This window comes from Streptomyces luteogriseus, from assembly GCF_014205055.1.
Classification (GTDB): domain Bacteria; phylum Actinomycetota; class Actinomycetes; order Streptomycetales; family Streptomycetaceae; genus Streptomyces; species Streptomyces luteogriseus.
Map to the genome: position 1 here is coordinate 4,725,681 of NZ_JACHMS010000001.1, position 21,123 is coordinate 4,746,803.

Annotated in this window: 19 protein-coding genes and 1 riboswitch; of the genes, 10 read left to right on the plus strand and 9 right to left on the minus strand. The window is 70.8% G+C overall.

All coding sequences use genetic code 11. The features are described from left to right. Positions 1–157: 157 nt before the first annotated feature. Both cdgB and BJ965_RS20980 read left to right on the plus strand, forming a co-directional pair. Positions 158–1,816, plus strand: coding sequence for a diguanylate cyclase CdgB (gene cdgB / locus BJ965_RS20975; protein ID WP_184910040.1), 1,659 nt, complete (start codon positions 158–160; stop codon positions 1,814–1,816). A gap of 117 nt (positions 1,817–1,933) precedes the next feature. Beyond that, positions 1,934–2,887 (plus strand): carbohydrate-binding protein, encoded by a 954-nt coding sequence (locus BJ965_RS20980; RefSeq protein ID WP_184910041.1) that lies wholly within the window; start codon positions 1,934–1,936, stop codon positions 2,885–2,887. A 5-nt stretch (positions 2,888–2,892) separates the two neighbouring features. On the opposite strand, the gene BJ965_RS20985 is transcribed toward BJ965_RS20980, so the two are convergent. The 3 genes from BJ965_RS20985 to BJ965_RS20995 all read right to left on the minus strand — a co-directional run bounded on the left by BJ965_RS20985 (position 2,893) and on the right by BJ965_RS20995 (position 6,095). Continuing rightward, entirely contained in the window at positions 2,893–3,822 is a 930-nt protein-coding gene (locus tag BJ965_RS20985; RefSeq protein WP_184910042.1) for a 1-phosphofructokinase family hexose kinase, read from the minus strand. Positions 3,823–3,942: 120 nt separating this feature from the next. After that, a complete protein-coding gene (gene nagA, locus BJ965_RS20990) occupies positions 3,943–5,154 on the minus strand; it encodes an N-acetylglucosamine-6-phosphate deacetylase (protein WP_184910043.1) in 1,212 nt (403 codons plus the stop codon). After that, positions 5,154–6,095, minus strand: a complete 942-nt coding sequence (locus tag BJ965_RS20995; RefSeq protein ID WP_184910044.1) for an ROK family protein — start codon at positions 6,093–6,095, stop codon at positions 5,154–5,156. Before BJ965_RS20995 ends, nagA begins: the two co-directional genes overlap by 1 nt. A gap of 133 nt (positions 6,096–6,228) precedes the next feature. Here BJ965_RS20995 and BJ965_RS21000 point away from each other — a divergent pair, with 133 nt between their 5' ends. Then, positions 6,229–7,482: an ABC transporter substrate-binding protein gene (locus tag BJ965_RS21000; RefSeq protein WP_184910045.1), complete on the plus strand. Its 1,254-nt coding sequence runs from the start codon at positions 6,229–6,231 to the stop codon at positions 7,480–7,482. Positions 7,483–7,522: 40 nt separating this feature from the next. Next, positions 7,523–7,768 carry a DUF3263 domain-containing protein gene (locus tag BJ965_RS21005; protein WP_097217367.1) on the plus strand — a complete coding sequence of 82 codons (246 nt, stop codon included), beginning with the start codon at positions 7,523–7,525 and terminating at the stop codon, positions 7,766–7,768. Positions 7,769–7,854: 86 nt separating this feature from the next. Here the strand turns inward: BJ965_RS21005 and otsB are convergent, their stop codons facing one another. From otsB to BJ965_RS21020, 3 genes are all read right to left on the minus strand, one after another. Then, positions 7,855–8,676 carry a trehalose-phosphatase gene (otsB, locus tag BJ965_RS21010; RefSeq protein WP_184910046.1) on the minus strand — a complete coding sequence of 274 codons (822 nt, stop codon included), beginning with the start codon at positions 8,674–8,676 and terminating at the stop codon, positions 7,855–7,857. A 7-nt stretch (positions 8,677–8,683) separates the two neighbouring features. Beyond that, on the minus strand, positions 8,684–10,072 hold the full coding sequence (locus BJ965_RS21015; protein ID WP_184910047.1) for an alpha,alpha-trehalose-phosphate synthase (UDP-forming): 1,389 nt from the start codon (positions 10,070–10,072) through the stop codon (positions 8,684–8,686). Between the two features lie 73 nt (positions 10,073–10,145). Next, on the minus strand, positions 10,146–11,090 hold the full coding sequence (locus BJ965_RS21020) for a glucosyl-3-phosphoglycerate synthase (protein ID WP_184910048.1): 945 nt from the start codon (positions 11,088–11,090) through the stop codon (positions 10,146–10,148). Between the two features lie 155 nt (positions 11,091–11,245). Beyond that, positions 11,246–11,400: riboswitch (SAM riboswitch) on the plus strand. Positions 11,401–11,415: 15 nt separating this feature from the next. On the opposite strand from BJ965_RS21020, the gene thrC reads away from it, so the two are divergent. The 6 genes from thrC (at position 11,416) to BJ965_RS21050 (ending at position 18,787) form a co-directional block, all read left to right on the plus strand. After that, a complete protein-coding gene (gene thrC, locus BJ965_RS21025) occupies positions 11,416–12,702 on the plus strand; it encodes a threonine synthase (RefSeq protein ID WP_184910049.1) in 1,287 nt (428 codons plus the stop codon). A gap of 126 nt (positions 12,703–12,828) precedes the next feature. After that, positions 12,829–13,104: a MoaD/ThiS family protein gene (locus BJ965_RS21030; RefSeq protein WP_003991133.1), complete on the plus strand. Its 276-nt coding sequence runs from the start codon at positions 12,829–12,831 to the stop codon at positions 13,102–13,104. 445 nt (positions 13,105–13,549) lie between these two features. Beyond that, positions 13,550–13,753 (plus strand): cold-shock protein, encoded by a 204-nt coding sequence (locus BJ965_RS21035; protein WP_003949956.1) that lies wholly within the window; start codon positions 13,550–13,552, stop codon positions 13,751–13,753. 393 nt (positions 13,754–14,146) lie between these two features. Then, positions 14,147–15,769: a chaperonin GroEL gene (gene groL / locus BJ965_RS21040; protein WP_184910050.1), complete on the plus strand. Its 1,623-nt coding sequence runs from the start codon at positions 14,147–14,149 to the stop codon at positions 15,767–15,769. Positions 15,770–15,984: 215 nt separating this feature from the next. Then, positions 15,985–17,148, plus strand: a complete 1,164-nt coding sequence (locus tag BJ965_RS21045) for an NADH:flavin oxidoreductase (RefSeq protein ID WP_184917382.1) — start codon at positions 15,985–15,987, stop codon at positions 17,146–17,148. An 88-nt stretch (positions 17,149–17,236) separates the two neighbouring features. Next, positions 17,237–18,787, plus strand: coding sequence for a carboxylesterase/lipase family protein (locus tag BJ965_RS21050; RefSeq protein WP_184910051.1), 1,551 nt, complete (start codon positions 17,237–17,239; stop codon positions 18,785–18,787). Positions 18,788–18,797: 10 nt separating this feature from the next. Here BJ965_RS21050 and BJ965_RS21055 read toward each other — a convergent pair whose 3' ends face one another. From BJ965_RS21055 to BJ965_RS21065, 3 genes are read right to left on the minus strand one after another with little or no spacing between them, the layout of a single operon-like run. Next, positions 18,798–19,367: a hypothetical protein gene (locus BJ965_RS21055; protein ID WP_184910052.1), complete on the minus strand. Its 570-nt coding sequence runs from the start codon at positions 19,365–19,367 to the stop codon at positions 18,798–18,800. Between the two features lie 13 nt (positions 19,368–19,380). After that, entirely contained in the window at positions 19,381–20,052 is a 672-nt protein-coding gene (locus BJ965_RS21060; protein ID WP_246545936.1) for a Uma2 family endonuclease, read from the minus strand. 59 nt (positions 20,053–20,111) lie between these two features. Continuing rightward, the gene (locus BJ965_RS21065; protein ID WP_184917388.1) at positions 20,112–20,921 is read right to left on the minus strand and encodes a hypothetical protein; all 810 of its coding nucleotides are present in this window, start codon (positions 20,919–20,921) and stop codon (positions 20,112–20,114) included. Positions 20,922–21,123 lie beyond the last annotated feature (202 nt).

The following is a 21,123-nucleotide window of genomic DNA, read 5'->3' on the forward strand; positions in this document are numbered from 1 at the left end:
TTCAGGTTTGCCTGTGACTTGAGTCACAAGGGGCAGGAATTGTTGACCCTGTGTACCGAGTGAGCAGCGCGCTGTGATTCAGTGGCGGGGAAGCTGCCAGGACGATACGCCGACGAGAACCCTTGAATCGCTGCGAGTACTCGGGGGGAGGGCGAGCATGGAGACCGAGTCGGAGCCTTACGTCCGTCTTGCGTCCCTGCGACAACTGCACCAGGTCATGGCCGACATGAACACGGCCCGCAGCCTGGCGGACACACTGCAGACCGTCGCGGAGGGCGTCGTGGCGGCCCTCGGGTACGAGCTGGCGTGCGTGAACCTGGTACGGCCGGACGGCGACCTCGTCGTCGCCGCCTTCGCCGGGAACCCCGCCGCCGAGGCCCTCATCACCGGCCGTGTCGGCTCGCGCGACTCCTGGGAACGCCGCCTCGGCATGGGCGAGCACTGGGGCGACCTGGTGTTCATACCGCACACCGAGGGCTGGGTCCTCGACGACGACGACGTCCCGCAGTGGTACACCGACGGCCCCGCCCCCCGCTTCGAGGACGAGTGGCACCCGGCCGACCGGCTCTTCGCCCCCATGTACGCACCCGGCCCGCAGGGCAGCGGGAACAGCGGCGAACTGGTCGGCGTCCTCTCGGTGGACCGGCCGCGCAACGGCCGCCGGCCCGGGGCATGGGGCCGCGAGGCGCTCCAGATGTACGCCTTCCAGGCCGCCATCGCCATCAGCAACGCCCGGCTGCGGGCCAACATGCAGCGCGCCCTCGTCCGGCTGGAGCGCGAACAGCAGGCACTGCGGGCCAGCGAGGAAAGCTTCAGGCAGGCCTTCGAGTACGCCCCGTCCGGGATGGCCATCGCCGAGATGGGCGGCGACCAGCACGGCCGGATCCTGCGCACGAACGACGCGCTGTGCCGGCTGCTGGGACGCCCGGCGTCCGCGATGCGCCGCTACTCGTTCTCCGACCTGGTCCACCCCGAGGACATAGGCACCCTGCTGCGCACCTCGGCCGAGGGCGGACGCGCGGAGCTGCGCCTCGGCCGCCGCGACGGCACATACGTGTGGGTGTCGCTGCGCAACAGCGTCGTCGCGGACGCCGCCGACGGGCCGCGCTTCCTGCTCACCCACGTCGAGGACATCGAGGAGCGCAAGCGCCGCGAGCTCCAGCTCGCCCACCGTGCCTCGCACGACTCGCTCACCGGCCTGCCGAACTCCGCGGAGCTGCGCTCCCGGCTGTCCTCCCGGCTCTGTCAACGCGCGTCGTCCCCGCACGCCGCCGTGGAGTCCGTCGACGCGGCCTACGGCCATCCCGCCTTCGACGTGGTCGGGCCCGGCTTCGACTTCCGGCAGGGCGCCGAGTCGTTCGACGCCTACGACCACCATGTGCACACCGTCGCCCCGGACGGGAACCACGACGACGGCACCAAGGGCCTCGCCGTGCTCTTCTGCGACCTCGACGGCTTCAAGTCGATCAACGACCGGTTCGGGCACAACGCGGGTGACGCGGTTCTCATCGAGGTGGCCCGTCGGCTGAGCGGCGGCGTCCGTGACGGTGACACGGTCGCGCGGCTCGGGGGTGACGAATTCGTCATCCTGGCGGACGGACTCGGCCGGGCCGACGCGCAGGACCTCGCGGTCCGGCTCCGCAACGAGATCATCCAGCCCATCCGCGCCGAGGGGCGGGCCGTCCGCGTGGGCGCCAGCTTCGGCATCGGATGGGCACACTGTGGAATGACGGCGGACGAAGTGTTGAAATCCGCTGACGAGCGGATGTACGTCGAGAAACGATCTCGTCCCAAACAACACAGACGCGCCGGCTGAAGCCCAGGTCAGTGAGTTGATGCGGTCTGAGTCACCCATTTGGGTCTCTGGGAGCGGGTAGGCTCGCTTACTCACCCGTGTACCGCATGCACCGCACCTGACTGAGGAGACCAAGGGATGACGCCCGGCAACAACGGCGCGAGCACGCCCGAGGACGACGACCCGTTCGGCTATCTCTACGCCGACGGGCAGGCCAACGGGGCCCAGCCGCCGTCCGGGGGCGGCTACGGCTACCCGAACTCGGTCAACCGGGTGCGAGCGGTCGGTACGCGCCAGTACGGCCAGCAGCCGCAGAACGCACAGACGGCGCCGTACGGCCAGGTCCCGCAGCAGGGCTCCTACAGCCAGCCGAACGCGCACTACGCCGCGCCGGAGACGCTGCCCGGCGGTGCGACCACCGCCCAGCAGCAGGTGCCGGGCGGCGGCGGTGGCGGCCGGGGTGGCCGCGGCCCGAACCACAAGGGCCTGCTGATCGGCGCGATCGCGGTGGTCGCCGCGGTCGTGATCGGCATCGGCGTGGCCATGCTGGGCGGTGACAAGGACAAGGACAAGGCGTCCGACGAGGTGGGCACCGACCCGACCCAGTCCCAGGAGTCGAAGCCGAGCCCTTCGAAGAGCAAGGCCGGGGAGAGCGCGGCGGAGCTGCCCACAATCGACGCCAAGGCGCTGCGTCTCGGCGGTGCCGCGACCCTCGCCCAGGACGTCGAGGGCGCGCAGTCCGACGGCGGCATCTACGTCGGGAACCTCAACCAGGTGGGCTCGTCGGTCACCTGGACCGTCAACGGTGTCCCCAAGGACGGCGCGTACACCGTCTTCGCCCGCTACAGCACGGCGGACGAGGACCAGGAGATGACGCTCACCGTCAACGGCAAGCCGTTCGGCAGCAAGCTGAACATGGGCAACTTCGCCCACGCCAAGGACGGCGACTTCGCCAAGGGCTGGACGAAGACCTACGCCTGGCCGACCCTCAACAAGGGCACCAACACGATCACGGTCTCCTGCGCGGACGGCGACAAGTGCAACGTCCTCCTGGACCAGCTGTGGCTGAAGGCGGGCCAGGTCAAGGACTGACCGGCCTAGGCCGCGCTGACCTCTCCCGAAACCGTCACCCTCGTCAGCAGCTCCTCGTACACCCCCCGGTCGAACTCCCCGGCCACCGGTGCCTGCACCGTCGCTGCCGCCAGGGCTGTCGCCCGTACCACCCGGGCCGGCCAGGGGAGGTGTTCCACCAGGCCCGAGAGCAGGCCCGCCACCACCGAGTCGCCCGCGCCCGTCGGGTTGCCGCGTACGGAAGCCGGTGGGACGGCTTGCCAGCGCCCTTCGCGGGTGACTGCCAGCAGGCCCTCCGGGCCGAGGGACGCGACGACCGCGCCCGCGCCCCGGCGGCGGGCGTCCTGGGTCGCGCGGAGTGGGTCGTGGGAGCCCGTCAGTTCCGCCAGTTCGTCGGAGTTCGGCTTGATGATGTCGGGGCGGGCCGCGACGCCACGGCGCAGGGGTTCGCCGCTGGTGTCCAGGAGGACCGGCACCGCGAAGGAGCGGGCCGTGCGGACCAGGCCCGCGTACGCGCCCACCGGGACTCCCGGCGGCAGGCTGCCGCACAGGGCCACGGCGGAGGCGGCGGGGAGCAGGTCGTCGTACGCAGCCAGGAAGGCCGACCATTCGGACGGCGTGATCGTCGGGCCCGGTTCGTTCAGCTGCGTCGTGTCGCCGGACCGGTCGTCGACCACGGCGACCGTGCGGCGGGTCGCGCCCGCCACCGGGACCAGCGCGTCCACCACCCCCGGCACCGCCGCGAGCTTCTCCTGCACGACCCGGCCCGTCGCCCCGCCCGTGAACCCCGTCACCGTCACCTCGTGCCCGAGGGCCGCCAGCACCCGGGCCACGTTGACGCCCTTGCCGCCGGGGCGTTCCGTCACCTCGGAGACGCGATGGGAGGCGTGCGGCCGGAGGGCCCGTACGCGATAGGTGATGTCGAGAGCGGTGTTCAGCGTGACCGTGAGGATCACCTGGGCCGACCTCCCCCGATGTGCTAGCCGACGTGAACGTGCAGGAAGCACGATCATGCCAAAGAGACGGCGGTCGGCCCAGCCCTGGAGTCGGCCACCGTTTCCCGACTGCGGGATGGATCAGCCCAGTTGGGGAGGGACCACCCATTCGCCCCGGCGCATGACGCCCTTCAGCTCGAAATCGGCGTCCAGGAGCAGCAGGTCGGCGTACTTGCCGGGCTCCAGTGAGCCGATCGTGTCGGCCAGGCCGAGCAGGCGGGCCGGGGTGGCGGACAGGGCCGTCACCGCGTCCTCCACGGAGAGGCCGTCGACCGTGACCGCCCGCTTGAACGCGCGGTCCAGGGTGAGCGTCGAGCCGGCGATCGTGCCGTCCTCCGTCAGCCGGGCCACGCCGTCGGCGACCTCCACCTCCAGCGGTCCCAGCCAGTAGCGGCCGTCGCCGAAGCCGGCCGCGTCCATCGCGTCCGTGATGAACGCGACCCGGTCCGCTCCCGCGTGGTGGAACGCCAGTTGCAGCGCCGCGGGGTGCAGGTGCGTGCCGTCGTTGATCAGCTCGACCGTGATGCGGTCGTCCTCCAGGAGAGCCGTGATCGGGCCGGGGGAGCGGTGGCCGAGCGGCGGCATCGCGTTGAAGAGGTGGGTGGCGACCGTGGCGCCCGCGTCGATGGCCTCCACCGTCTGCTCGTACGTGGCGTCCGTGTGGCCGATCGCCGCGATCACGCCGTGCTCGGCGAGGAGGCGTACGGAGTCGAGGCCGCCGGGCAGTTCGGTGGCCAGCGTGAGCATCTTCGCCCGGCCCCGGGCCGCGTCGATCAGCTTGCGGACGTCCGCGGGGTGGGGGTCGCGCAGGAGGGCCTCGGAGTGGGCGCCCTTGCGGCAGGGGGAGATGAACGGGCCCTCGAAGTGGATGCCGGCGATGTCGCCCTGTTCGGCCAGTTCGCTCAGCAGACCCGCGCGCTGCGTGAGGAAGTCCATGTCGCCGGTGACGGTGGAGGCGACCAGGGTGGTCGTGCCGTGCAGGCGGTGGGTGTGGATGCCCTTGAGGATGTTGTCGACCGAGCCGGAGGTGAAGGAGGCTCCGCCGCCGCCGTGGTTGTGCAGGTCGACGAAGCCGGGGATGACGTAGTGGCCGGATGCGTCGATGACCTGGGCGTTCTCAGGGGCGGTGGCGGTGATGCGCGTTCCGTTGACGACGACCCGGCCGTTCGTGACCGTTTCCGTCGGGAGGATCACGGTCGCGCCGGTCAGGACCGTGGGGTGTCCGGCCGTTGCGGGGTGCGGGTGCGTGGGGGCTTGGCGCGCAGTTCCCCGCGCCCCCGGGTCGGCTGCCATCAGGGCGTTACCTCCATGCGGTCGGTCGATGCCAGAAGATCCCAGGCCAGCAGGCCCGCGCCGAGACAGCCTGCGCTGTCACCCAGCGCCGCCGGGACGAGTGACGGCTGTTTCTGGAAGGTGACCCGCTGGCGGATGGCCTCCCTCAACGGCGTGAACAGGGTCTCTCCCGCCTCCGCCAGCCCGCCACCGATGATCAAAATGCGGGGGTCCAGCAGCGTCAGGGCCGTGACCAGGCCGTCGGCCAGGGCGTCGACCGCCTGCTGCCAGACCGCCCGGGCCTTCGGGGCGCCGGAGTCCACCGCCTTCGCGCAGTCCGCCGCGTCCGCGCCCGGGTCACCGCAGGCCGCGGCCCAGGCCTCGCTCACGGCAGCCGCCGAGGCGAAGCGCTCCAGGCAGCCGTGCTGCCCGCAGGGGCATGGGGCTCCGCCGGGGCGTACGACGATGTGGCCGATCTCGCCCGCGAAACCGTGCGCGCCCGCCTCGACCCGGCCGTCGACGCCGATGGCCCCCGCGATGCCGGTGCCCAGGGCCACGAACAGGAACCGGTCCGCGCCCCGGCCCGCGCCGACCCGCCCCTCGGCGAGGCCGCCGGTGCGCACGTCGTGGCCGAGGGCGACCGGGACGCCGAGCCGCTCCGCCAGCAGGGCGCGCAGCGGGACGTCGCGCCAGCCGAGGTTGGCCGCGTAGACGGCGACGCCGTGCGCCTCGTCGACGATGCCGGGGACGGCCACGCCGGCGGCGGACGCGGGCGTGCCGAAGTGCTCGGCGCCGTACGCGCGCAGCTCGGCGGCGAAGTCGAGGATGCCCGCGACGACGGCGTCCGGTCCCTGGGCGCGTCCGGTGGCCCGGCGGGCCCGGTGCAGTACCTCGCCCCCGGGCCCGGCCAGCGCGGCCTTCATTCCGGTGCCGCCCACGTCGAGGGCGATGACATGTCTCACGGAGAACAGTGTGACCCGGGGACCCGCAAGAGGTCTAGTCCACTCACGTGGTGTAGACCTTGTTCCGGATATCGAAATGGTTCGGCGGCGGTGACGCCGGGGTTGGGGAAGAACAGCGGTGCAGCGGCGGCGGATGGCAGGAACGATCGCGGTGGTGTCCGCACTGGGCATGACGGCGGTCCTCGGCGGCTGCGGCGTCACGGGCGGCTCGGCCGACGTGACCCTGAAGCTGGTCGCCGCCGACTACGGCGACAGCGCGTCCAACGGCTCGAAGAAGTACTGGGACAAGCTCGTCGAGGAGTACGAGGCCGACCACCCCGACGTCAAGGTCGAGGTCAGCGTCTACTCCTGGAACGACGTCGACCGCAAGGTCAGGGAGATGGTCGCCGCCGGGGACCCGCCGGACATGGCGCAGATCGGCGCGTACGCCGACTACGCCGCCCAGGACCAGCTCTACAAGGCCGACGAGCTGCTCTCCATACGCACGCAGGCCGACTTCGTCGGGCAGTTGGCCTCCGCGGGCCAGGTGAAGGGCGTGCAGTACGGGCTGCCGTTCGCCGCCTCCACCCGCGTCCTCTTCTACAACAAGACCCTCTTCGCCAAGGCCGGCATCACCCCGCCCGAGTCCTGGGACGACCTGGCCGAGGACGCCGAGGCGCTCAAGGCGAAGGGCGTGAAGTACCCCTACGCGCTGCCCCTCGGCCCGGAGGAGGCGCAGGCCGAGACGATGCAGTGGATGCTCAGCGGCGGGGGCGGCTACACCGACGGCGTCGACAGCTACGGCATCGACTCCCCGGAGAACATCGACACCTTCTCCTGGCTGAAGGAGGACCTGGTCGGCAAGGACCTGACCGGGCCGGTCGCGCCCGGCGAGCTGAACCGGGCCGGGGCGTTCGCCGCCTTCGCCAAGGGCGAGGTCGGCATGCTCAACGGCCACCCCTCGCTGATGAAGATCGCCGCGAAGAACGGCGTCAAGTACGGGATGGTGCCCACGCCGGGCAAGGATGGCCCGAGCAGGTCCACGCTCGGCGTCACCGACTGGATGACGGCGTTCCGCAAGAACGGCCACCGCGACCAGGTGGGCGAGTTCCTCGACTTCGTCTACAGCGAGAAGAACGTGCTGGCCTTCTCCCGCGAGTACGACCTGCTGCCGGTCACCTCCTCCGCGTCCGGCACGATGGCCGCCTCCGACGAGGACCGGCACCTCAGGCCGTTCCTGGAGGAGCTGCTGGCCTCCGAGCTCTACCCCGTCGGCAAGACGTCCTGGGCCGACGTCAGTTCCCAGGTCAAGCAGCAGATCGGCAAGGCCGTCGCGCCCGGCGGCAGCCCCTCGGGCGTCCTCGGCCATCTCCAGGCGGCGGCCGTCCGGGCGGAGAGCGCGGAGTAGCTCCGCTGTGCTGTCGGTGGGGGGCGTTACGGTGCCGTTCATGGATGAGGACACGGGTGAGCAGGGGCTGGGGCGTAGGGAGCGGGACATTCTCGCGCTCGAACGCCGGGGCTTCTCCGGGCCCGGTGCGAAGGAACGGGCCATACGTGAGGAGCTGGACCTCGCTCCCGTTCGCTACTACCAGCTGCTCAACGCCCTGCTGGATGACGCTCGGGCGTTGGCGCATGATCCGGTGACGGTGAATCGGCTGCGGCGTGTTCGGGAGCGGCGTCGGTCCGAGCGGTGAGGGCCGTGGGGCATCCGGCTGTCGGGTGGGTGCGGGTGCGTCGTGGTTGTTCGCGCAGTTCCCCGCGCCCCTAGGGGGTGCGGCCCTCAACCGACCCGATCGGCCAGCTCGGCCAGCAAGTCCACCACTCCCTCCGGGCCGTCCACCACCACGTCCGCCCGCTCCCTCAGTTCGGTCACCTCGTCGCTGCCGCTGCACACCAGCAGGCCCGGGGTGCCGGTCGTGCGGAGGGTGTCGACGGCGGAGTAGGCGGGCAGGTCGCCCAGGTCGTCGCCGGCGTAGAGCACGGATCCGGCGTCGATCTCGCGGGCGAACTCGCTCAGGGCGACGCCCTTGTCCATGCCGGGCGGGCGCAGTTCGAGGACCATGCGGCCGGGCTCGACGATCAGGCCGTGCCGGGTCGCCAGCTCGGTGAGCGGCTCGCGCAGGGCGTCGAAGGCGGCCTGCGGGTCGGCGGCCCGGCGGGTGTGCACGGCCACCGCCCGGCCCTTGTCCTCGACCCAGGTCCCGCTGCCGTCGAGCAGCCCGGGCAGCTCGGCGCGTACGGCCGCGACGCCCGGGTGCGGCTCGGGCGCGGTGACCTTGCCGCTGCGGGCGTCCCACCGCTCGGCGCCGTAGTGCCCGAGAACGACGAGGTGCTCCAGACCCGGCACGTCCGCGAAGCCGCCGTTGCGGACCGCGACCTCGGCCGGCCGGCCGGTGATCACCGCCACGGCGGCCACCTTCGGCGCGAGGGCGGCCAGCGCGGACAGCGCCCGGGGATGGGCCCGGGCCAGCTCAGGATCGGCCACGATCGGCGCGAGCGTCCCGTCGAAGTCGAGCCCGATCAGTGCCTTGCCGGGCTGTGCGAGGAGGGCGTCGAGGCCGTCCTGCCCGGCCTGCGTGGCGGGGGTGGGAAGGCTGCTCATCCGGCCCTCAGCCCCTCAGCGCGTCGAGCTGGTCGACGAACCACTGCGCCGGTGGCAGTGCCGTCGCCGCCGCGGCCAGGCGCTTGCTGCGTTCGGCGCGTTCCTCCGGGCGCATCGACAGGGCCTCGTGCAGGGCTGCCGCCGTGCCCGTGACGTCGTAGGGGTTCACCGTGATCGCGTCCTCGCCCAGCTCCTCGTGCGCCCCGGCCTCCCGCGACAGCACCAGCGCGCAGCCCGCGTCGGAGACCACCGGGACCTCCTTGGCGACGAGGTTCATGCCGTCGCGGATGGGGTTGACGAGGGCCACGTCGGCCAGCCGGTAGGCGGCCAGAGAGCGGGCGAAGTCGTCCTTGAGGTTGAGTACGACCGGGGTCCACCCCGGCGTCCCGTACTCGGCGTTGATCTCCTCCGAGAGCCGCTGCACCTCGGCCGTGTAGTCCCGGTACACCGCGAGGTCCTGCCGGGACGGGTACGCGAAGGCGACGTGCACCACCCGCTCGCGCCACTCGGCGTGCGCCTCCAGCAGCCGGCGGTAGGCCAGCAGGCCGCGCACGATGTTCTTGGACAGCTCGGTGCGGTCGACCCGGACGATGGTGCGGCGGCCCTCGCCGATCTCCTGCCGCAGCGCGGCCATCCGCTCCTCGACGTCCGCCTCGTGCGCCCGCTTGCGCAGGAAGTCCGCGTCGGCACCGAGGCCGTGCACCCCGACCCTGGTGCCGCCGAGCCCACCGGCGAACCGCTCGGCGCACGCGGTGAACGCCTCCGCCCAGCGCTCGGTGAGGAAGCCGAGGCGGTCCGCGCCGAGCATGCCGCGCAGCACCTGCCCGGCCACGTCGTCCGGCAGCATCCGGAAGTACTCGGGCGGCGCCCACGGCGTGTGCGAGAAGTGCCCGATGCGCAGGTCGGGCCGGAGCTCGCGGAGCATGCCCGGCACCAGCGTCAGGTGGTAGTCCTGCACCACGACCGCCGCGCCCTGCGCCGCCTCCTCGGCCAGCGCCTCGGCGAACGCCCGGTTGTACGCCTCGTAGGACGCCCACTGCCGCCGGAACTCCGCGTCGAAGACCGGCTCCAGGGGCGTCTGGTAGAGCATGTGGTGCACGAACCACAGGACCGAGTTGGCGATGCCGTTGTACGCGTCGGCGTGCACGTCGGCCGGGATGTCCAGCATCCGCACGCCGTCCTCGCCGATTCCGCGCCGGACCGCCTCCCGGTCGCCGTCGGACAGCGCCGAGCACACCCACAGCGCGTCCGCGTCGGAGCCGATGGCGGAGAGCCCGGAGACCAGTCCGCCGCCGCCTCGTTTGGCGTCCAGCGAACCGTCCTCGCCCACCGTGTACGAGACGGGACCCCGGTTGGAGGCCACCAGCACCTGCGCAGCACCGTACGTTGAAGCCATAAGCCTCAACCTAGCCCGGCCCGGAAACGCTCAAACGTGCGGATCTGTCGTGCCCGGCCGAAAACGGCCCCGGTCAGGCCGCTTTCCGCGCCTGGTACTCGGCGATGTCCACCATCGGCGGACGCTCCTCGGTGTCCACGGAGTACGTCCGCGGCTCGAAGCCGTCCGCGCCCCGCTCGAACTGCGTCAGGGAGGGCCGCATCAGATGCCCGCGGGCCAGCCGCAGCTGGGCCGTGCGGTAGATCGCGGCGGCCATCCGGCCCAGCGCCTGCCCGTCCTGGTGCCGGTGCTTGCGCACGCCGACGTCGACCTGGGCGAGGGCGTCCAGGCCCGCCAGGTGCAGGGCGTCGACCAGCATGCCCAGCTCCACGCCGTACCCGACGGGGAACGGCAGCTGCTCCAGCAGGGAGCGGCGGGCCGCGTACTCGCCGCCGAGCGGCTGCACGAAGCCGGCCAGCTGCGGCCAGTGCATGTTGAGCAGCGGGCGTGCCATCAGCTCGGTGACCCGGCCGCCCTGCCCCGCGGCGCCGGCGAGGGGGCGGTCGTACATGGCCTTCACCAGGTCCACGTCCGGGTCCGTGAGCAGCGGGCCCACGATCCCCGAGACGAAGTCGGACGAGAAGTCCCTCAGGTCCGCGTCGACGAAGCAGACGATGTCCCCGTGGGTGACGAGCAGCGAGCGCCACAGCACCTCGCCCTTGCCGGGCACGGCGGGCAGGTGCGGGAGTATCCCGTCCCGGTGCACCACCCGCGCGCCCGCGGCGGCGGCCACCTCGGACGTGCGGTCGGTCGACCCCGAGTCGACGACGACCAGCTCGTCGACGAGTGGGACCTGCCGCATCAGGTCGTGGCGGATGACGGAGACGATGTCGCCGACCGTCGCCTCCTCGTTGAGGGCGGGCAGCACCACGCTGACCGTCTGGCCGGTGCGCTGCTTGGCGGCCAGGATCCGGTGGAGCGGGCGCTCGGTCGCGGACCAGGAACGGGTGCTCAGCCAGCGCTCGACTTCTTCCAGCACCGTGGCGGCTCCTCTGCGTACTCTCGGCGGGACGGACTGTGATCCATCTCGCGGTTCGGACGACTATCTCAACTGTCCTGGTCGTCGGTTACAGTCTTGAACAACGCGGATGACCATCGCATGTCCGGGGTCACCCGCCGCCTACAACCACATACAGCTCATCCAGAGGGGCAGAGGGATACGGCCCGATGAAGCCCCGGCAACCCTCCAGCCGATACTCGTAGGTCACTGTCGACCGCTCCGCGAGGTCCCGGCTCGGGAAGGTGCCAAATCCGTCTCACGGCGAGATGCGTCGTGAGGAAGATGAGGAAGGGCCTCGCCTCACATGGCTGTGCAGACTGTTGCAAGCACCACTGACTCCACCGTAGACCTCGGTCCCGCCGCGGCGCTGAGCTGCCGCGAGTGCGGTCACCGCGTCCCCCTCGGACCGGTCTTCGCGTGCCAGGAGTGTTTCGGCCCGCTGGAGATCGCCTACGACTTCTCGGCCTACGACACCGAAGAGCTCCGCAAGCGCATCGAAGCGGGACCCGCGAACATCTGGCGCTACGCCCCGCTGCTGCCGGTCCCGGCCGACGTCGCGGACAAGCCGAACATCAACCCCGGCTGGACCAAGCTCGTCAAGGCCGACAACCTCGCGCGCGAGCTGGGCGTCGACGCCGGCAAGCTGTTCGTGAAGGACGACTCCGGCAACCCGACGCACTCCTTCAAGGACCGCGTCGTCGCGCAGGCCCTGGAGGCCGCCCGCGCCTTCGGCTTCACCACGCTCTCCTGCTCCTCCACCGGCAACCTCGCCGGTGCGGTGGGCGCCGCCGCGGCCCGCGCCGGCTTCCGCTCGTGCGTGTTCATCCCGCACGACCTGGAGCAGGGCAAGGTCGTCATGGCCGCGGTCTACGGCGGCGAGCTCGTCGGGATCGAGGGCAACTACGACGACGTGAACCGCTTCTGCTCCGAGCTGATCGGCGACCCGGCGGGCGAGGGCTGGGGCTTCGTCAACGTCAACCTCCGGCCGTACTACGCGGAGGGCTCCAAGACCCTCGCGTACGAGATCTGCGAGCAGCTCGGCTGGCGGCTGCCGGACCAGCTGGTGGTGCCCATCGCCTCCGGCTCGCAGCTGACGAAGATCGACAAGGGTCTTCAGGAGCTGATCAAGCTCGGTCTGGTCGAGGACAAGCCCTACAAGATCTTCGGTGCGCAGGCCGAGGGCTGCTCGCCGGTGTCCGTCGCCTACAAGGCCGGGCACGACGTCGTCCGCCCGCAGAAGCCGAACACCATCGCCAAGTCGCTGGCCATCGGCAACCCGGCGGACGGGCCCTACGTGCTGGACATCGCGCGGCGGACCGGCGGTGCGGTGGAGGACGTGAACGACGAGCAGGTCGTCGACGCGATCAAGATCCTCGCGCGCACCGAGGGGATCTTCGCGGAGACCGCCGGTGGTGTGACGGTGGGCGTGACGAAGAAGCTGCTGGAGAACGGGCTGCTCGACCCGTCGAAGTCGATCGTCGTTCTGAACACCGGTGATGGTCTGAAGACGCTGGACGCGGTGGCGGGGACCGGGCTCACCGCGACCATCCGTCCCAGCCTGGAGTCGTTCCGGGAAGCCGGACTCGTCTGATCGTCGTTCGCTGCGGGCCGGTGGGGGCTGGTCGCGCCCACACGGCGGAGCCGCACATCGACACAGCCCCGCGCCCCTGAGGGCGCGCCCCAGCCGTAGCCCAAAATGAACCGGAGGACATGTTCGATGAGCGTCACCGTTCGGATCCCCACCATCCTGCGTACCTACACCGGCGGGCAGGCCGAGGTCGCCGCCGAGGGCGCGAACCTCGGCGAGGTCATCGCCGACCTCGAGAAGAACCACACCGGGATCGCCGCCCGGGTGCTGGACGACCAGGGCAAGCTGCGCCGGTTCGTCAACGTGTACGTCAACGACGACGACGTGCGGTTCGAGCAGGGTCTGGAGACGGCCACCCCGGACGGTGCCGGCGTGTCGATCATTCCCGCCGTCGCCGGCGGCTGAACCGGTCGAGCGGCCTGTTATTACCTTCGGTAACTGCCGTCACTGAGAGTTCATCGAATTGCCCCCTCCGTGAGAGAAGCGGAGGGGGCAATTCTGCGTGATTGAGCGCGGTACAGTTGGGGAACGCGGTCCTGATCCGCTGATCGGAACCCTGAATTCCCGCTGCGAGCCCGACAAGATGTAGCCAAAGTGTGTACATCTTTTGCGGCTTTTGTTCCCTTTGTGTGGCCCGACTTGCCCTGAATTCGGGCGAATTCCCCCCACATTCCGGACCCGGCGCGTCCAGAATTCTCGTCCGATTGACCTGTTGCAGACGGCAGTTGGACAGATACATTCAGCCGCGGTCGACGCGTTCCGGCGCACGCCCCCAACCGTGGGGGGTGAGGTCTGACCCGGGTTCACGAAGTGTGGATCTGTGCAAGGGCCAGTAATAGGGGAGTTAGGCATGGCTCAGGGCACCGTCAAGTGGTTCAACGCGGAGAAGGGGTACGGCTTCATCGCGGTCGACGGTGGTGCGGATGTTTTCGTCCACTACAGCGCGATTCAGATGGACGGCTACCGCACCCTTGAAGAGGGCCAGCGGGTCGAGTTCGAGATCTCGCAGGGCCAGAAGGGACCGCAGGCCGACATGGTTCGCGTCGCTGCCTGAACGCGCACCACGACCAACGCTCACGCGACCGGTCTTCTCAGAAGGGCCCGTACCCCCCGGGGTGCGGGCCCTTCGGCCTGTTCGAACGGCCTGCGGGGCGGTGTTCGCGGGTGGCTGACGCCCCCGCCCGATCCCGGGGAGGCGCTTGCGCCCGCCCGTCACCCGACCACCACCCCTCAACGCGCACTCGCTACGCGAGCGCGCCTTGCACTCTCGGGGGTCGAGTGCTAATCATTGCGTTAGCACTCTGAAGGTGAGAGTGACAACGTAAGGACCGGGTCGGTGAGGCCCGCAGGCCAGGTGGGGAAGGAACCACAAGGCAAGCGAGCCGTCCGTCGCGGGCGCGGGCGCGGTCCGAAGTAATCACCCCCAGTCCTGGAGGGACCACTTCACATGGCCAAGATCATCGCGTTCGACGAGGAGGCGCGGCGCGGCCTCGAGCGCGGCATGAACCAGCTCGCGGACGCCGTCAAGGTGACGCTCGGCCCCAAGGGCCGCAACGTCGTCCTCGAGAAGAAGTGGGGCGCGCCCACGATCACCAACGATGGTGTCTCCATCGCCAAGGAGATCGAGCTCGAGGACCCGTACGAGAAGATCGGCGCCGAGCTGGTCAAGGAAGTCGCCAAGAAGACGGACGACGTCGCCGGTGACGGTACGACCACCGCGACCGTTCTCGCCCAGGCCCTGGTCAAGGAGGGTCTGCGCAACGTAGCCGCCGGCGCCAACCCGATGGCCCTCAAGCGCGGTATCGAGCGCGCCGTCGAGGCTGTCTCCGCCGCCCTGCTGGAGCAGGCGAAGGACGTCGAGACCAAGGAGCAGATCGCCTCCACGGCCTCCATCTCCGCCGCCGACACCCAGATCGGCGAGCTCATCGCCGAGGCCATGGACAAGGTCGGCAAGGAAGGCGTCATCACCGTCGAGGAGTCCCAGACCTTCGGTCTGGAGCTGGAGCTCACCGAGGGTATGCGCTTCGACAAGGGCTACATCTCGGCGTACTTCGCCACCGACATGGAGCGTATGGAGGCCGTCCTCGACGACCCGTACATCCTGATCGCCAACTCGAAGATCAGCAACGTCAAGGACCTGCTGCCGCTCCTCGAGAAGGTCATGCAGTCGGGCAAGCCGCTGCTGATCATCGCCGAGGACGTCGAGGGCGAGGCCCTGTCGACCCTGGTCGTCAACAAGATCCGCGGCACCTTCAAGTCCGTCGCCGTCAAGGCCCCGGGCTTCGGCGACCGCCGCAAGGCGATGCTGCAGGACATCGGCATCCTCACCGGCGGCGAGGTGATCTCCGAGGAGGTCGGTCTCAAGCTGGAGAACGCCACGATCGACCTGCTGGGCAAGGCCCGCAAGGTCGTCATCACCAAGGACGAGACCACCATCGTCGACGGTGCCGGCTCCGCCGACCAGGTCGCCGGCCGGGTCAACCAGATCCGCGCCGAGATCGAGAACAGCGACTCGGACTACGACCGCGAGAAGCTGCAGGAGCGCCTGGCGAAGCTCGCCGGCGGTGTCGCGGTCATCAAGGCCGGTGCCGCCACCGAGGTGGAGCTCAAGGAGCGCAAGCACCGCATCGAGGACGCCGTGCGCAACGCCAAGGCGGCCGTCGAGGAGGGCATCGTCGCCGGTGGTGGCGTGGCCCTCATCCAGGCCTCCAGCGTCTTCGAGAAGCTGGACCTCGAGGGTGACGAGGCGACCGGCGCCAACGCCGTGAAGCTCGCGCTCGAGGCCCCGCTGAAGCAGATCGCCGTCAACGGTGGTCTCGAGGGCGGCGTCGTCGTGGAGAAGGTCCGCAACCTCCAGGTCGGCCACGGCCTGAACGCCGCGACCGGTGAGTACGTCGACATGATCGCCGAGGGCATCATCGACCCGGCGAAGGTGACGCGCTCTGCCCTGCAGAACGCCGCCTCCATCGCCGCGCTGTTCCTCACCACCGAGGCCGTCATCGCCGACAAGCCGGAGAAGTCCGCCGCGCCCGCCGGCGGCGGCATGCCGGGCGGTGACATGGACTTCTGATCGACCCCAGGGTTGATCAACGTCCTTGCCGAGGGCGGCACTTCCTGTTCCGACAGGGGGTGCCGCCCTCGGGCGTGTCCGGGGGTGCGCCCTGCCGCATGGCCGGGGCGCACCCTGCCGCATGCTCGGGGGCGCGCCCTTTCGCGTGTCCGGGATCACAGTGGGCGCGGGATGGCGCGGCCGGGCCGGGTGGTTGAACCATGCGTCCTATGCGTATGCACATACCATCCGGTACCCCCGAGGGAGCCCCCCACGTGACTGTCGCCGCCTCCGCATCCCGCGCCGCCGAAATCCTGTCCCGGCCCGTATCGCTGGGCGGCCTGACCGTTCCGAACCGGATCGTGATGGCGCCGATGACCCGCATGTTCTCCCCGGGCGGCGTGCCCGGCGAGGATGTCGTCTCGTACTATGCGCGCCGCGCCGCCGCCGGAGTCGGCCTGATCGTCACCGAGGGCACCTACGTCGGCCACGACTCGGCCGGGCAGAGCGACCGCGTGCCGCGCTTCCACGGTGACGAGCAGCTCGCGGGCTGGGCGAAGGTCGCCGAGGCGGTGCACGCCGCGGGCGGCACGATCGTGCCCCAGCTGTGGCACATCGGCATGGTCCGCAACCAGGGCGAGCCCCCGTTCGCCGACGCCCCGGCCGTCGGCCCCTCCGGCCTGCGCATCGGCGCCGACGAGGCCACCGGCAAGGCCATGACCCAGGCCGACATCGACGCCGTCATCGGCGCGTTCGCCGAGGCCGCAGCGGCCGCCGAGCGCATCGGCTTCGACGGTGTCGAACTGCACGGCGCCCACGGCTACCTGCTCGACCAGTTCCTCTGGGAGGGCACCAACCGCCGCACCGACGCCTACGGCGGCGACCGGGTCGCCCGCGCCAAGCTCTCGGAGGAGATCGTCGCGGCCGTCCGCGAGACCGTGTCGGCCGACTTCCCCGTCATCTTCCGCTTCTCCCAGTGGAAGCAGGAGGCCTACGACGCCCGCCTCGCCGAGACGCCCGAGGAGCTGGAGGCCATCCTGACCCCGCTCGCGGCGGCCGGTGTCGACGCCTTCCACGCCTCCACCCGCCGCTACTGGCTGCCCGAGTTCGACGACTCCGACCTGAACCTGGCCGGCTGGACCAAGAAGCTGACCGGCAAGCCGACCATCACCGTCGGCTCGGTCGGCCTGAACGGCGACTTCATCAAGGCCTTCCAGGGCCAGGGCGCCGAGATCGGTGACCTCGACAACCTCCTGGACCGTTTCGAGCGCGACGAGTTCGACATGGTCGCCGTGGGCCGCGCGCTGCTCCAGGACCCCGAGTGGGCCCGGAAGGTGCTCGACGGCCGCGTGGAGGAGCTGGCGCCCTACAACCCGGCGTCGCTGAAGTCCCTCAGCTGACCTCCGTCACCTGAGGCCTGGATCTGCTTGCGTCAGTCAAGGACACTGGCTGAGCGCCTGTTCACCGGCACTGAGCGAGGAGATCCAGATGACGACGACCGAGTCCCGTACGGCGACGGACGGCCCGTCCGATCAGCCCGCACCGGTGGTGCGCACCACCGCCGGTGCGGTCCGGGGCCGGAGGGAGACGGGGCTCGCGGTCTTCCGCGGTATCCCGTTCGCGGCGCCGCCGGTGGGCGAGGCCCGCTTCCAGGCGCCCCGCCCCGCCCGGCCCTGGGACGGCATACGCGACGCCGACGCCTTCGGCCCGCCGCCCCCGCAGGACCTCGGCAACCTGGCCGGCCCGGGCCTGCTCGAACTTCCCGAGGGCGACGAGTGGCTCACGGTCAACGTCTGGACACCCGAACCCGACCCGGGGGCCCGCCGCCCGGTGATGGTGTGGATCTACGGTGGCGCCTACAAGCTCGGCCACTCCGGCAGCCCCGGCTACGACGCCCGGCACCTCGCCGCCGACGGCGACGTGGTGGTCGTGTCCCTCAACTACCGCCTGGGCATGGAGGGTTTCGCGCACATCGAGGGAGCGCCCGCCAACCGCGGACTGCTCGACCAGGTGGCCGCGCTGGAGTGGGTACGGGACAACGTCGAGGCGTTCGGCGGCGACCCCGACCAGGTCACGGTCTTCGGGGAGTCCGCGGGCGCCGGGTCGGTCGCCTCGCTGCTCTCCATGCCGCGCGCGGCCGGGCTGTTCCGGCGCGCGATCGCCCAGAGCGTGCCGGGGACGTTCTTCTCCGACGCGCTCGCCCGGGACATCGGCACCGCCCTCGCCGCCGAGGTGGGGCTGCGCCCCACGGTCGCCGACCTCGCGACGATCGCCCCGCACCGGCTCACGTCGGCGGGCGAGACGCTGAGCGCCAAGATGCTCCAGCGCATCGACCGCTGGGGCCAGGCGGCGCCCACCGTCACCCCGTTCTCCCCGGTCGTCGACGGCGAGGTCCTGCCGACGAGCCCGTGGCAGGCGTTGCGGTCCGGATCGGCGAAGGACGTCGACCTCCTCGTCGGCCACAACCGCGACGAGTACCGCCTCTTCATCGCCATGGCCGGACAGCTCGGCCAGATATCCGACGAGAGGGCCGCCTCGGCCCTGAGCCTCTTCGCTCCCGGCGGTGAACAGGCATACCGCGACGCCTTCCCCGACGCCTCCCCGGGCGAGCTCTACGAACGCGTCCAGACGGACTGGCTGTTCAACATGCCCTCCCTGCACCTGGCCGAGGCCCAGCGCGCGGGCGGCGGCAGCGCGTACGTCTACGAACTGACCTGGCCGGCCCCCGGCAACGGCGGCGCGCTCGGCGCCTGCCACGGCCTGGACATCCCGCTGCTGTTCGGCACCTACGGGGCGGACCTGGGGCTGCTGCTCTTCGCTGGCGCGGAGCCCTCCGCCGAGGCCCTCGACCTGTCGTCCCGCTTCCGTGCGTCCTGGACGTCCTTCGCGAGGTCGGGCGACCCGGGCTGGCCGGCGTACGACGACGAGCGGCGGCTGGTGCAGGTGCTGGACGCGGAGCCGGTGGTGAGGGCGTACCCGGAGGAGCGGTCACGGCGGCTGTGGGAGGGGTACGAGTTCCTGCCGCTTCCGCTGCTGTGAGGGCGATCCGTTACAGGTTGCCCATGGGCTCGATGTCCACCCTCACCGGCGTCCCCCACACGCGCAGCACCTCGTAGTCGGTGAACTCGTGCACCAGCCGGTACGCCATGGCGGCCCGGGGAGCCTTGCGCTGGGCGTTGATGAAGAGTTCGGCCTCCCGTCGGTCCCGGCGCGGGGTGCCGCACAGCTGCCAGGTCTGGCCGTTCCACAGCTCCGCAAGCCAGCGCTGCTGGGGCTGGGGGCGGTCGCCGCGCACGCCGTAGCGGGACTGGACGGGCTCGGTGTGCGGCTGCTGGGGCGCGGGCCCGTTGAACTCGTTCCGGCGGGCTGCCCTGCGGCGCGTCTCGCACAGCAGGCACAGATCGGGGGCGGCCTCGTCGACCGGGCCGTTCGGGTGCTCGGGGCAGCGGGTAGTGGGCGCGGCGCCCGTGACACTCTCGTCCAGCAGGTCCAGGGCGCGCTTCAGGTCGGCTTTGACCTCGTGCAGCTTGGCGTCCGGGGTGTCGGAGCCGAGGGCTTCCCCGTGCTCGCCGAGGAGGCGTAGGGCGCGGCCTAGGGCGGTGAGCTGGGCGTGGTTCATGCGTCCATTGTCCTCAGTCGGCGTAGTCCTTGAGCTTTTCGGTGTCCAGGGTGATGTTCACGGGGGCGGGGAGCTCGACGGTGGCGCCCCAGGGGTGCCGGGAGATCTGCTGGTAGCGGCCGTCTTTCGGTTCGCTGTGGACGGTGAGTGTGTTGTTGTCGCGGTCGATGAGGAGGTAGACGGGGATGTCGGCCGCCGCGTAGCCGAGGGGCTTGTCGATGCGGTCGCGCTGGTCGGTGTCGCGGTCGTGGGAGGTGATCTCCACGGCCATCAGGGATCCGTCGGGGTTCGACCACTCGCCATCGCCTCGGAAGTGGTCCACTGGCACCAGAGTTCCGTCCGTGCGCGCGCGGCCCGTGCGGTAGGTCTCGGCCTTGACACCGGACTCGGGTACCAGATCCAGGTCGGGACGGTGCTGCATGCACTGGCGCAACAGCCACATGAAGATCGAGCGGTGGTTGCCGTCAGGCATGGCCTTGACCTCTAGTTTTCCGTTCATGTACTCCAGCCGCACGGTCTCCGGGGCGCGGCGCTCCAGCTCTTCGAAGTCCTCGACGCTGAGCGGGTCTTTCGTACGGACGCGCCCGTCGACGTACTCGAGCCGTACGTGGTTCGGGGCCACGTCGACCAGCTCCTCGAAGTCCTCGATGGGCATCAGCGGGCGGTCAGCGGTACCAGGCGTCATGGTGGTGCCTCCTCCCTTCCATCGTGCCCTCAGGGAGTGGCGTCGCACCGTAGGAGCCGTCATGTGTGTGCCCTCTCTTGTCGTTGTCGGGACATCGCGGCGCGGATCTGGGCCGCGTGGTCGTGGACCGTGGGGGCGGGCAGGGGTGCGGGGGGTTGTGCGGGGACGCGTTCACCCCGGCAGGCGCTGCAACGGCCCCCTGGCAGGGATTCCGGACGGCCCGGGGCGCCGCAGTTCGCGCACTCCAGGACTCGGAGAGGCGGACGCGGGGTGGGCGGAGACGGGAGTTTGCTGGTCAGGCGGTTGCGGACCAGGGCTGCGGCGTGGTGGACGGGTGTCGGCAGGCCGGCTGTGAGGGCGCGCAGTACGTCCTCCTCCGATGCGCCCCGTGCGAACCAGTCCGTCACCAGTGGGGCGAGTGTCGCGCAGTCCGCATCGGAGAGGGACAGGACGGGGGCTGTGCGGCCGAGGGCGGCCAGGAGGATGTGGGCGCGGGAGCGGGTGGGGCGTGCTGCCTGCGGCCGTGGTGCGTCGCCGCGGGTGAACGACGTCCACCAATCGTCATCCCTGGCGGTACGGGACCACCACGATCGGGTGATCCAGCGCGAGCTGCCGTCGTCGGCCGTCACGCACTCCCGGCCTCGGCGCAGGTGGCCTGCCTGCTGGATGCGGTTGAGGGCGGTGCCCAGGGCGCACTGTCCGTACGGGAGCTGTTTCGCCAGCGTCTTCACGGAGATGTCCGCGCCGTCGGGGAGTCGGTCCAGGTAGGCGGCGATGGCGGCTTCGCGGGGTGGGAGGTGGGCGAAGTCGTGTTTCGTGCGCGGGGGTTGGTCGGGGGCCGTGCGTTTGCCGTAGCCCGGCCCCGCCATGGGGTGCGCGGACGGGGAGGCAGCACTACAGTTGGCTTCAGCCATGGGATCGAACTTGTCCTTCGATCTAAGTGGTCAAGCCCCCGCAGGTGTTGGTAGCACCGGGCGGGGGCTGTTGCGTATGCAGGCACGTTAGAGGGCTGTCACTGTCCGTGGCAAGCCGAACGCTTCAAGTCAACACGCGGGGTGGGAGGGCGGGTTG